The sequence below is a fragment of the Nocardioides zhouii genome (assembly GCF_004137345.1).
Classification (GTDB): domain Bacteria; phylum Actinomycetota; class Actinomycetes; order Propionibacteriales; family Nocardioidaceae; genus Nocardioides; species Nocardioides zhouii.
This window is the reverse complement of record NZ_SDWV01000007.1, coordinates 47,557-60,103: the sequence shown is the minus strand read 5'-3', so window position 1 is coordinate 60,103 and position 12,547 is coordinate 47,557. Positions and strand designations below refer to the sequence as shown.

Genomic DNA, 12,547 nt, shown 5'->3' with positions numbered 1-12,547 from the left:
CGGTCAGTGCATGTCAGCGCGAGGAACCGCCCGGTCAGCGGGGGTTCTTGCCCTTGTAGCCGCCGCCGGACGAGCTGCCGCGGTGGCCGCCGCCTGGACGGCCGCGGAACGGGCCGTTGTCGGGCTTGATCTCGATGAGCTTGCCAGAGATACGGGTGGCCGCGAGGCGCTCGATCGTGCCGGCGGGCAGGTCGGCGGGCAGCTCGACGACGGAGAAGTCCGGCTTGATCGAGATGTAGCCGAAGTCGCCGCGCGAGAGGCCGCCCTCGTTGGCGAGCGCGCCGACGATCTGGCGCGGCTCGACCTTGTGGCGCTTGCCGACCTCGATGCGGTACGCCGCCATCGGCTGGCCGGTGCGCGACTCCCGCGGCGCGCGCTCGGCCTTGCCGCCGTGCGTGGGGCGCTCGTCGAAGGTGCGCGTGGACCGCTCCGGCTCCGGCTCGAGCAGCAGCGGCTGGGCGCCGTGCATGACGGCGGCCAGGGCGGCGGCGACGTCGACCTCGGGCACGTCGTGCTCGCTGACATAGTGCGAGACCACGTCGCGGAAGAAGTCGATCCGGTCCGGCTCGGTCAGCGCCTGGGTGATCTGCTCGTCGAAGCGGGACAGGCGGGTGGCGTTCACGTCGTCGACCGTCGGCAGCTGCATCTGGGTGAGCGGCTGGCGGGTGGCCTTCTCGATCGAGCGCAGCAGGTGGCGCTCGCGCGGGGTGACGAAGGCGATCGAGTCGCCGCTGCGCCCGGCGCGGCCCGTACGCCCGATGCGGTGGACGTAGGACTCGGTGTCGGTGGGGATGTCGTAGTTGACGACGTGGCTGATCCGCTCGACGTCGAGGCCGCGGGCGGCGACGTCGGTCGCGACCAGGATGTCGAGCTTGCCGGCCTTGAGCTGGTTGATCGTGCGCTCACGCTGCACCTGGGCGACGTCGCCGTTGATCGCCATCGCGGAGTAGCCGCGCGCGCGGAGCTTCTCGGCGAGCGTCTCGGTCTCGTTCTTGGTGCGGACGAACACGATCATCCCCTCGAAGTTCTCGACCTCGAGGATGCGCGTGAGGGCGTCGACCTTCTGCGGGTACGACACGATCAGGTAGCGCTGGGTGATCGAGGAGACCGTCGACGTCTTGTTCTTGACGGTGATCTCGACCGGGTCGTGGAGGTACTTCTTGGAGATGCGGCGGATCTGCGCCGGCATCGTGGCCGAGAACAGCGCCACGTGCTTGCTGTCGGGGGTGTCGGCGAGGATCGTCTCGACGTCCTCCGCGAAGCCCATCTTGAGCATCTCGTCGGCCTCGTCGAGGACAAGGAAGCGCAGCTCGGACAGGTCGAGCGTGCCCTTCTCGAGGTGGTCCATGATGCGACCGGGCGTGCCGACCACGACGTGGACGCCGCGGCGCAGCGCGGAGAGCTGGACGCCGTAGCCCTGGCCGCCGTAGATCGGCAGGACGCGTACGCCCTTCATGTGCGCGGCGTACTTCTCGAAGGCCTCCGAGACCTGGAGCGCGAGCTCGCGGGTCGGGGCCAGGACGAGCGCCTGCGGGGTCTTCTGGTTCATGTCGAGCTGCGACAGGATCGGCAGCGCGAAGGCCGCGGTCTTGCCGGTCCCGGTCTGGGCGAGCCCGACGACGTGACGACCCTCGAGCAGAGGCGGGATGGTCTGGGCCTGGATCTGCGACGGCGACTCGTAGCCGACGTCGGACAGGGCCTTGAGGACCTCGGGCGAGAGACCGAGGTCGGCGAAGGTCTGCTGGGGGGCGTCGGGCTGGTCGTCACTCACGCTCACAAAGGTAGGGCCTCACGGGGGAATCGGACATTCCCCAGCGGGCCCGGAGACCGGCAATAAGCGCGCGACAGCGCGCCACGTGAGGCAGCACACTTTCCCCATGCCCGACCAGCACCCGTCTACCCTCCCCGCCGGTCTCACCACCCGCCCGCTGGAGAAGTCCGACGCGCACGCCGTCTTCGTGCTGATGGCCGCCCAGGAGCAGGAGGACATCGGCGAGGTCGCCATCGAGGAGTCCGACATCGTCAGCGACTGGGCCAAGCCCAGCCACGACCTCGGTGCCCGCTCGGTCGGGGTGTTCGACGGGGAGACGCTGGTGGCGTACGCCGAGCTGATGGGCGCCGACCGCGCCGACACCTCCGTGCTCCCCTCCCACCGGGGTCGCGGCATCGGCACCTGGCTGGCCCACTGGCTCCAGGACCTCGGTCGTCGCGTCAGGTCGGGCGTCGTCGGGATGCCGGTGCCGCAGGGCTCCCCCGGCGACCGGCTCCTGGAGGAGCTCGGCTTCCGGGTGCGGTGGACCAGCTGGGTGCTCAAGCTCCCCGCGGGCGCGACGATCCCGGAGCGCGACCTGCCCGAGGGCTACGTCGTCCGTACGGCCGAGCCCGGCGAGCTGCGGGACGCCCACGACGTCCTGGAGGACGCCTTCCTCGAGTGGTCGGTGCGCGAGCGCGAGAGCTTCGAGGACTTCACGGCCTCGACGACCGGCCGGCCCGGCTTCGAGCCGTGGAACCTCCGTGTGGCGCTCGACCCCGACGGCACGGTCGTGGGGGTCTCGCTGGTGCTGGTCTCAGACACCGGCTCGACGGGGTACGTCGACCGGCTGGCGGTGCGCCGCGACCAGCGCAACCGCGGGCTGGCGCAGGCGCTCCTCGTCGATTCCTTCGCGCAGGCGCGGGCCCACGGGACGTCGACGTCCGAGCTGAGCACGGACTCGCGCACCGGCGCGCTCGGCCTCTACGAACGGGTCGGAATGGTCGCAGAGAGCATCTGGGTCAACCGTGCGATCGACGTCGCGCCAACCACGGAAAGCGCACACTAATTGCCTCATGGCAAAAGTTTCCGTCAAATCCACTGGTCTAGACATCCGACTCGCCTTCGGAAACAACGCTCCCTCTAGAGGGGATCTTGGCCTTACCATCGACCGACGCCGGATCGGGCGGCGCCACGGCGGGGACGTGGGGTCCCTGTTTCGGCTTTTTCTGTGGGGGTTTCAACGTGCAAGATCTACATGCATTGGTCGTCGAAGACGATCCGGACATTTCCTCGGCGCTGGTGGAGACACTGGAGGGCGCGGGCTTCCGCGTGACCTCGGCGCGCGACGGACGGGCAGCGGTGGACGTGGCGGCAGCCGATCCACCGGACCTGGTCACGCTCGACCTGACCTTGCCGCACATGGACGGCATCGAGGTGTGCCGCCGCATCCGGGAGACCAGCGACTGCTACATCGTGATCGTGTCCGCACGGTCCGACGAGGTGGACAAGCTGATCGGGCTGGAGGTCGGCGCGGACGACTTCGTCCTCAAGCCGTTCTCACCGCGCGAGCTGCGGGCCCGTGTCGCCGCGCTGTTCCGCCGGCCGCGCTCGGCGATGGCGAGCGAGGACGTGCCGGCCTCGGCCCCGCACGTGCCGAGCCCGTCGCAGCCGGCCGATGAGCCGACCACGATCTCGTGCGGTGCGGGCCTGGTCATCAACTCGGCCCGGCGCGAGGTGCAGATCGACGGCTCGATCGTCGAGCTGACCCGCATCGAGTACGACGTGCTCGAGTACCTCGCCACGCACCTCTCGCGGGTGTGCACCCGCGAGGAGATGGTCCTGGCCATCTGGAGCAGCGCGCTCACGCACGACCACCACCTGGTGGACGTGCACGTGGCCAACCTGCGAGGCAAGCTGCGCCGGCACTCCGACGCCACCTGGATCCACACGATCCGCGGCATCGGCTACCGGATGGACCGTGAGGGCCAGCAGCAGGACCGTCGTGCAGGTGGCGGCCCCTACCTCGTGGCGCGCATCGACTCCGAGGACTGGGCCCGCGGCCTCGATTTCTGAGTCCCGCTCGCATCGCGATAACGCCACGCGCGCCGAGCCCTGCCGCCTAGCATCGGCAGTGGCTCGGCTGCGCGCGTCCCCAGGGACGAGCGGCGCTCTGGTCGGCACAATCGTGTGCACCATAGGATCGGCCGTCGGGGGACAGACGCATGGACAACACACGCACAGCCGTGGTCGTGGAAGACGACCACGACGTCGGCGACGCCCTCTCGCGCCTGCTCGTCCAGGCCGGGTTCGACGTCACCGTGGCGCGTACGGGCGCGCAGGCGCTCACCGTGGTCCGGGAGCAGGACCCCGACCTGGTCACCCTCGACCTGACCCTTCCCGACATCGACGGTGTCGAGGTCTGCCGCCAGATCCGCACCCTCAGCGACTGCTACGTGATCGTCGTCAGCGGCCGTACGAGCGAGGTCGACCGTCTCGTCGGCCTCGAGGTCGGTGCCGACGACTACCTGGTCAAGCCGTTCTCGATGCGCGAGCTGCAGGCGCGGGTCGCGGCGCTCTTCCGTCGTCCCCGCAGCGGCGAGCTGATCGCCGCCCCCGAGGCGCCCCTCGCCCAGGACGGCCCTGCCCTGCAGGCGCCGGTCGACGTCTCGGGGCAGACCGGCTGCGACGACCTCGTGCTCAACCCGCGTGCCCGCGAGGTGCGGGTCGACGGCGAGGAGATCGAGCTCACCCGCACCGAGTTCGACCTGCTCGCCCACCTCGTCAGCCATCCCGGCGTCGTCGTGGCGCGCGAGGACCTGCTCCGCGCCGTGTGGTCCACCGACTTCGTGCCCGAGAGCACCCACGTCGTCGACGTCCACCTGGCCAACCTGCGCCGCAAGCTGCGCAGCGCCTCGGCCGACAACCAGTGGATCCGCACCATCCGCGGCGTCGGGTTCCGCTTCGACCCCTGCTGCCTGTAACCAAGCAGCTCGATCAGCGGGCCGACTCCCGCAGGGTCGCGCCGCGCGCACCCCGGACCGTCATCGAGGCACTGATCAGTGCCACGGTGCCGAAGACCGCCGCCGCGAGCAGCGCCAGCACCACGAGCCGGAGCGGCGAGATCGCCGCGACGAGCGCCGGCGTCGTCGGGTCGTCGGCGTAGCCCAGCGTGATCGTGCGCAGCACGACCCACTGCGCGAGCGAGCCGGCGAGGATGCCCGCGATCGCCGCGCTGCCGAGCACGACCGCCAGCTCGCGGACCACCGCGACCATCACGGCTCCCTTGGGCACCCCGACCACCCGCAGCGCAGCGGCGTCCCGGCGCCGGGCGGGGAGCTGCACGGCTGCGCTGACGAAGAGGCCGGCCAGCGCCATCGCGAGCACGAGCGCGGCGACCACGCCGTAGAGCCGGAGCGCGAGGGCGTACGCACTCTGGTCGAGCACGTGCCGCTCCTGCGCCAGGGTCGTGCCGACAGTGAGCCCGGCCTCCGAGAGCGCCGCCTCGATCGAGGCGGGCGTGCCCTCGCGCGCCAGCACGCGGACCGTGACGAGGTTGTCGTACACGGAGTGGTCGGTGATGAAGGAGGAGTAGTCGACCAGCAGGCCGGACGGCCCGGTGAAGGGCATGCCCTCGATCTCGCCGACCTGCGCGACCGGGATCAGGCCGAAGCCCTCGTCGAGCTTGGCGATCGCGCGCTGCTGCACGCCGGGGCCGGCCAGCGCGGGCCGGTCGCGGGTGATGCCGCCGACGGTGATGCGCGCCATCCCGACCGAGTCGCCGGTGTCGACGGTCATGTCGAGCCCCCCGTCCGACTCGGTCATCTCGACGATCGACGTCCGTACGGAGGGGTCGGGGGTCGGCGTCCAGCCGGCCCCGTCGATGGCGCCGTCGACCGGCGCGCCGTCGACCTCGATGCCCGCGAGCCGCAGCGTCCCGGACATCGCCGTGTTGGTGCCGGCCCCGCCACCGAGGGTCATGCCCTCGAGCGGGCATCCGTCCTTGCAGAACGGGATCCGGACCGATCGGGTCTGCTCGCCGCGCGGGAAGGGGCCGAGGTACGCCTTGAGCGGCCGGCCGCCACGGCTGCCGAACCTGACCTCGACGGCCAGGTCGGCCGTCATCTCCGCCTGGTTGTCGATGGTGAGGGTGAGCCTCTTGCCGGTGACCGTCGGCACCACGCCCGCGGGCCTGATGTCGTCGACGACCTGACCGACCTCGAGCCCCGGGCTCCAGGTGGCGGGCCAGGTGGCGACCCGCTCGAGCCTGCTGGAGTCGACGATCGAGAAGTTCGCACCGGGGTTGGTCGCACTGCCGGCGGCCATGATCCAGTCCCCGTCGGGGTCGACCTTCCGGGTGAGGTCGATGGCCTCGGAGAGCGTGAGGGTGGTGGCCCAGGTCGTCTGGGCCGGCGAGACCGTCGCGGCCACGCTGGTGCGCCAGGTGGCGGCGGAGTCGTACACCCCCACCCCGAAGACCGCCACCGCGATCGCCGCGGTGATCGGCAGGATCACCAGGGTGCCCTCCTGCCGGCGCGAGATCGCCCGGGAGGAGACGAAGCCGCTCAGCGAGCGGCCACGCGAGCGGGCGGTCCACCAGGTGGCGAGCATCGCGGTCAGCCGCGTGGCTGCGAGCCCGGCCACGACGGCGAGCAGCACCGGGAGGACGAGGTCGGTCGCGTCGGGCTCGCCCGGTCCGCTCGCGGACAGCTTGCTGGCGAGGACGGCCACGGCGAGCGCGACGAGGGTCAGCTGGGCGATGACCGACCAGCGGCGCGCGGCCACCGGACGTCGTACGCCGCTGAGCTGGGAGGCCAGCGACTCGCGCACCACGAGGCCGACGGCGACGCACGCGACGGCGAAGGCCGCGAGCAGCACCAGCGCTCCCGCCACCCAGCTCGCCCAGGGGAGCGGGACGGGCAGGCCGGGCACCAGCCAGCTGCGGACGAGCAGGAACGAGAGGCCCATGCCGAACGCGATCCCGAGCGGGGTGGCGATCAGCAGGATCCCCAGCGGCTCGGCGAGACCGAGGCCCCACAGCCGGCGCGCGGTCACGCCGCGCAGCGAGGCGAGGGCGAGCTCGGGGACGCGGAGCTCGCTGGCCGCGTTGAGCAGGCGCATCAGCAGCGCCAAGGCGACGAGGACGAGCGAGAGGACGGCCGGGGCGATGGAGCTGCGCGCGGTCGACTGCTGGAAGCGCACCTCCTCGACGACGTCGGCGAGCGAGTTGGTGTCGTCGGCCCGGATGGTGCCGCCCTCGACCTCGACCTCGGTGTCGCGCGGCACGGCGACCGCCGCCGCCGCGGCCTCGTCGAGCTGCTCGGGGGTCAGGTCCGCCGGGATCGACAGATGGGTGTCGACGCGGACTGTCCAGCCACCGAGCGCCTCCACCGTCTCCGGGGTCGTGATGAACGGGGCCGGCGTGTACGGCTGGTAGCCGCCGTTGATGCTGGTCTGCTCGTTCGACTTGGTGAGCCGGCTCGGGATCAGCCAGTCCTCGTCCGTCCGCGGGGTGTCGTACGACCCGACCACGACCACCTGGTCGAGGCCCGGGCGCTCGAGTCCGAGCCGCTGCAGCTCGACGGGCTCGAAGGTGGCCAGCGTCAGCGGCTCGCCCAGCGTGGCGCCGGTCGTCTCGACGTCGGCGGTGAGCATCAGGACCTCGCCGACACGCTCCGGGCAGCGGCCCGTCACCTCGAGGCTCTCGCACGCCCCGTCGCGGGCCCAGAAGCGGACGGCGCCCCGCAGCGCCATGAACCGCGGCGACTCGACTGTGGTGACCGACGGGGCCCACGGCCCCACGTTCACCGCGTCCGCGACGGCCACGGCGTCCCGCTCGGCCTGCTCGACCGAGCTGGTGGAGTCCGGGGTGAGGACGCGGCTGAGGCCGGTCAGTCCGGCCGGCGTCTCCTGGAGGCGCGTCACGATGTAGGAGTTGGTGACGGCCTCGGAGAAGACCGGGCCGAGCACGGCCGAGCCGATCGCGAGGGCGGTCAGGAGCACCGAGCCGGCGGACAGCAGCGCGCGCGAGCGCAGTCCGCGGACGATGGCGCCGAGGAGCTGGATCATGACTGGTCCTCCTCGCGCAGCAGGCTGGGCCGGGTGGTCGACGCCCGCACCGCGCGGGCGCGGCCGCCGACGAGCACGACCGCGGCGGCCGAGAGGACCGCCGGGATCACCAGGGGCAGGAGGTGCGGAGCGGTGTCGAGCGGCAGCGCCGCGACGGGGAGCGCCAGGAGTGGGAGGCCGCCGAGGAGCAGGGTCACGGCCAGCCAGCCGCCTGCCACGACCATGGCCAGCACGAGCACGGTCAGGCTGACGAGCTCGGCACGGCCGGCCCTGCGGGCGGTGCCGACGGAGATGCCGAGCACGCGCAGGGAAGCCACGTCGCGACGGTAGTCGCGCAGGTGCCGCGCCACCCCGGCGCCCAGCGCGAGCAGCGCGACGAGCGCGCAGGCGAGGGCGGTGAGGGCGTACGCCACCGACTGGTCGCCGCCGTAGGTCTCGCCGAGCGAGTCGCGTACGGCCCCGGAGGATCGCCACGACGTCCCGGTCGCCTCCGCGACCTCGTCGAGCACGGCGTCCGGGGTGCCGGAAGCCGCGACGATCTGCACCTCGGCCGACGGGACCGTCGGACCGGAGCCGGCCGCCGAGGTGCGGATGTCGGAGAGCACTCCGACGCTGCCGACCAGCGGCAGCGAGCCGCCGATGCCGATCACGTCGGTCGTCCGGTCGTCGCCGCCGAGGTCGAGGGCCTGGGTCTCGGCCTCGTCGTCGACCGGGGCGACGAGCACCGGGACAGCGTCGCCCGTGCGGTCCAGGTGGACGTCGAGCACGGCGCCGATGGGCAGCATCGCCACCTGGAGGCCGTCGGTCCGGTTGACGACGAAGCTGCCCGGTGGGGTCCAGCCGCGGATGAAGTTGTTGTTGAGCACGGCCTGCACCGATGCCGGGTCGGGTGCCCACGTCGAGGCCAGCAGGTCGGTGTCGCCCAGCGTGAGGCGCTCGGCGAGGACCACGAACTCGCTGTCGTCGATGACGCCCTCGTCGTTGCGGCCGAACTCGAGCCCGGTGACGGTGCACCCCTGGGCGCACTCGCGGACCCGCGCCCGAGCGGTCGCGGGCGTGCCGTCGCCGGGGGTGACGAGCTGTACGGCGACCGAGCCGGAGGCGTTGGCGGTCGTGACGTAGGTCAGCGTCACCTCGGCTGCTCCGCCGCCGCTGCTGTAGACCTCTTCACCGGGCAGGTTGATAGAGCGCACCGCCGGCACCACGATGCCCGAGAGCGTGACCTCGAACCGGTCGCCGCGCACCTGCAGGGGCGCCGCGTCCGTGCTCAGCCGGTCGACCGCGTCGGAGGCGGCCCGGGCGGGAGTGCCGTCGTAGAAGTCGCCCACGACGGCGTCCCAGCGGGCGGCGTCGACGTACGCCCGGCGCTCGCCGAGGCGCTCCTCGTTGCGCACGATCGCCGAGGCGATGAGGTGGTCGCCCTCGGGGTCGGCGCGTTCGGTGAGGTCGACGGCACCGACGGCGCCGAGCTCAGTGGCGTCGATGGTGCGGGCCCCGGGCACCTCGACGCCCGCCTGGTCGCGGGTCCAGCTGCTGACGCTGACCGCGCCGCTCAGCGCGAGCGACCCGACGATGGCCGCGGCCACCACCAGGCGGACCGGGGTGACCAGGTCGTCGGCGCGGGCCAGCCGGCGGGCCGCGAGGAACGCGCCCATGCCGCGCCGCTCGGTGACCGGCGTGAGGCCGCGCGCCGCGATGCGGATGACCCAGATGGCGGCCTGCCCGAGCGCCAGCCCGACCAGGGCCGGGCCGAGCAGGACGACGAGGTCGGGCTCGTCGCTCGCGGAGCGGCTGCGGTAGGCCGCGACCGCCGCGCCGACCAGCACGAGGACGCTGAGGAACACCGCGACGGTCGTCGCGCGGCGCGGCCGTCGTCGCATCGAGACCTGGACCGCCAGCGGCTCGCGGAGCGCGGCGGCGGCGGACAGCGCGATGATCACGAGCGCCGCACCGGCGATGGCGGCCGCGGCGACGAGGGCCGGCTGCTGGAGCGCGGCGGCGGTGTCGTCGAGCCACGTACGGGTGGCCAGGACGGTGCCGGCCGCGCCGACGGCGAGGCCCAGCAGGGTGCCGATCGCGATGGCCAGCAAGGGCTCGACCAGCAGGAAGCGCCAGAGCCGGAGGCCGTGGATCCCGCGCAGTCGCGCCAGCCCTATCTCCTCGCGCCGTGCGACGGCGAGCTCGGCGCCGATGCTGGGCACGGCGACCGCGCCCAGCAGGAGCAGCGGCGCGGTCAGCCATCGCGACGTGCCGGCCGCCTCGGCGAACTGGAGCACGGTCACCGCGCCACCGACGACCACGACGGTCATCAGGACCAGCGTGGTCAGGGCACCGCGACGACTCCAGGCCCCGCGAAGGACTCGGCTCACCCGACGACCCGGCCCTCGTCGAGGGCGATGTGGAGGTCGCAGGCCTCGACGACGGCGGGGTCGTGGGTGGCGACGACGACGACGGCCCCGCGGGCCGCCTCCTCGCGGAGCTCGGCGAGCACGACGCCGCGGTTGCCCTCGTCGAGCTCGGAGGTCGGCTCGTCGGCCAGCAGCACCTCGGCGCCCACGACGAAGCCGCGGGCACAGGCGACGCGCTGCATCTGGCCGCCCGAGAGCTCCTCCACCTGCCGCTCCCCGAGGTCGGCGATGCCGAAGCGGGCCAGCGCGGCCTCCGCGGCGTCGTCGGCGTCGGCGGGCGCGGTGCCGCGGGCCCTCAGCGCGATGGAGACGTTCTCGCGGGCGGACAGGATCGGCACCAGGCCGTAGACCTGGAGCACGAACGCGACCTGCGGGAGCGGGTCGCCGCTGCCGGTCCACATCTCGCGCCCGTCGAGCTCGGCGGTGCCGGAGGTGGCCTGGAGCAGCCCGCCCGCGATGGAGAGCAGCGTGGTCTTGCCCGACCCGCTGGGCCCGGACAGCGCGGTCACCTTGCCGGCGGGGAAGGTGACGCTGACGTCGTCGAGGAGGGTGCGGCCGGCGACGTACGTGATCGAGTCGAGCCGCAGTGCCGTGTCGGTCACCACGGGGCCGGGCCGGAAGCCGCCGAGCGTCATTTCGGGGTCCCTGCGGCGTTGTTCGGAGGAGCGGAGCGGGGGAGAAGAACGTCGTGGGGTGAGGTCATGACTGTGCCCCTTCGTTGCTCGCGCGGGTCACGATGATCCGTCCCTGCTCGTCGTCCTCGAACCGCACCAGCGTGCCGGGAGGCCACTCGGCGGCGATGTGGCCGGGCAGGTGGAGGACGCCGTCCTCGCCCACGACGGCGTACTCCGAACCGCCGTGGCCCTCGGCCCCGACGCGGCCGCCCTTCATCGTGACGGTGCGCGGGAAGGTCGCGGCCACCTCGGGCTGGTGGGTGACGACCACGATCGTGGTGCCGAAGTCGTCGCCGAGCGAGTGGATCAGGTGCAGCACGTGGTCGCGGTCGGCGTGGCTGAGCTGGCTGGTCGGCTCGTCGGCGAGCAGCAGGCGCGGCGAGGTGGACACGGCGCAGGCGAGGGCCAGGCGCTGGCGCTGGCCGCCCGACATCGTGGAGACCACCTGGTCGGCCTGGTCGAGCAGTCCGACGCGGTCGAGGAGCTCGGTGTCGATGAGCGCGTCCTCGCGCTCGCTGCCGGACAGCGAGAGCCGCGCGAAGGCGATGTTCTGGCGAGCGGTGGCGTACGACAGCAGGTTGCGCGTGGCGCCCTGGAGCATCGTCGAGACCTGGCGCGAGCGGATCCGGGCGAGGTAGCGCTCGCCCATCCGCGAGACCTCCTCCTCGCCGAGGAAGATCTGGCCGGCGCTGGGGCGCTGGATGCCGCCGAGCAGCGCGAGCAGGGTGGACTTGCCCGAGCCGCTGGGCCCTAGGAAGGCGACGCGCTCGCCGGCACGGATCGTCAGGTCGACGCCGCGCAGCGCCACGACGTCGTGACCGCCGAAGGTCTTGTAGAGGTGGACGACGCCCTCGCAGCGGATGCCGAGTCCTCCCGTGCGGGTCTCCTCGACCGTGGTGGCCCTTCCCCGCACGTCCCCCCCTAAGTCATGAACAACGGGCTTCAACATACATAAACTGACGTACGTTGAGCGCATGGTCATACGTGTAGCGCTCGTCAACGACGACGAGGTCGTCGTCCGCGGCCTCGATGCGATGATGCGCAACTACAGCCAGCGGATCGAGGTCGTCGAGCTCGTCGCGAGCAAGCCGGTCAGCCAGCCGGTCGACGTGGCCCTCTACGACACCTTCGGGATGGGCCAGGGCAACGGCCCCGCGGTGCAGCGACTGGTGGACAGCCCGCAGGTGCGCAGCGTCGCCGTCTACACCTGGAACTTCCAGCCCTGGCTGACCCGCGACACCCTCAGCACCGGCGTCCGCGGCTACCTCTCCAAGAGCCTCCCGGCGGCCCGGCTCGTCGACGCGCTCCACGCGATCTCCGCCGGCCAGCTCGTCGTCTCCCCCTCGCGCGGCCGCTCGTCGCTCGTCGGTGGCGACTGGCCCGGCCGCGAGGAGGGCCTGACCGCCCGCGAGGCCGAGGTGCTGTCCCTCATCACGATGGGCCTGAGCAACCAGGAGATCGCCGAGCGCACCCTGCTGTCGCTCAACTCGATCAAGTCCTACATCCGCTCGGCCTACCGCAAGATCGACGTCGACTCCCGCTCCAAGGCGGTGCTCTGGGGCGTCGAGCACGGCATGCGCGCCGACCGCGTACGGATCAACGGGTCCCCCGCTCGCAGCTGACCCCCATTCCGGATGTCCGGGGCG

General features: G+C 72.5%; 9 protein-coding genes. 4 read left to right on the top strand and 5 right to left on the bottom strand.

The features are described 5' to 3' along the window. Positions 1-34: 34 nt before the first annotated feature. A complete protein-coding gene (locus EUA94_RS08715; protein ID WP_207210466.1) occupies positions 35-1,771 on the bottom strand; it encodes a DEAD/DEAH box helicase in 1,737 nt (578 codons plus the stop codon). Positions 1,772-1,877: 106 nt separating this feature from the next. Here EUA94_RS08715 and EUA94_RS08710 point away from each other — a divergent pair, with 106 nt between their 5' ends. The 3 genes from EUA94_RS08710 (at position 1,878) to EUA94_RS08700 (ending at position 4,734) form a co-directional block, all read left to right on the top strand. Continuing rightward, positions 1,878-2,819, top strand: a complete 942-nt coding sequence (locus tag EUA94_RS08710) for a GNAT family N-acetyltransferase (protein WP_129426484.1) — start codon at positions 1,878-1,880, stop codon at positions 2,817-2,819. A 176-nt stretch (positions 2,820-2,995) separates the two neighbouring features. Further along, entirely contained in the window at positions 2,996-3,826 is an 831-nt protein-coding gene (locus EUA94_RS08705; protein WP_129426483.1) for a response regulator transcription factor, read from the top strand. Between the two features lie 149 nt (positions 3,827-3,975). Further along, complete coding sequence (locus EUA94_RS08700; protein WP_129426482.1) at positions 3,976-4,734, top strand: response regulator transcription factor; 759 nt, start codon at positions 3,976-3,978, stop codon at positions 4,732-4,734. Between the two features lie 13 nt (positions 4,735-4,747). Here the strand turns inward: EUA94_RS08700 and EUA94_RS08695 are convergent, their stop codons facing one another. The 4 genes from EUA94_RS08695 to EUA94_RS08680 form a co-directional block, all read right to left on the bottom strand. Continuing rightward, the gene (locus EUA94_RS08695; RefSeq protein ID WP_129426481.1) at positions 4,748-7,819 is read right to left on the bottom strand and encodes an FtsX-like permease family protein; all 3,072 of its coding nucleotides are present in this window, start codon (positions 7,817-7,819) and stop codon (positions 4,748-4,750) included. Then, the gene (locus EUA94_RS08690) at positions 7,816-10,128 is read right to left on the bottom strand and encodes an FtsX-like permease family protein (RefSeq protein ID WP_129426480.1); all 2,313 of its coding nucleotides are present in this window, start codon (positions 10,126-10,128) and stop codon (positions 7,816-7,818) included. The genes EUA94_RS08695 and EUA94_RS08690 overlap by 4 nt, the downstream gene beginning before the upstream one ends. 56 nt (positions 10,129-10,184) lie before the next feature. Continuing rightward, positions 10,185-10,862 (bottom strand): ABC transporter ATP-binding protein, encoded by a 678-nt coding sequence (locus tag EUA94_RS08685; protein WP_129426479.1) that lies wholly within the window; start codon positions 10,860-10,862, stop codon positions 10,185-10,187. A 64-nt stretch (positions 10,863-10,926) separates the two neighbouring features. After that, on the bottom strand, positions 10,927-11,814 hold the full coding sequence (locus tag EUA94_RS08680; RefSeq protein WP_242494751.1) for an ABC transporter ATP-binding protein: 888 nt from the start codon (positions 11,812-11,814) through the stop codon (positions 10,927-10,929). Between the two features lie 61 nt (positions 11,815-11,875). Between EUA94_RS08680 and EUA94_RS08675 the strand changes: the two genes are divergently transcribed. Beyond that, complete coding sequence (locus EUA94_RS08675) at positions 11,876-12,523, top strand: response regulator transcription factor (protein ID WP_129426477.1); 648 nt, start codon at positions 11,876-11,878, stop codon at positions 12,521-12,523. Positions 12,524-12,547: the final 24 nt, after the last annotated feature.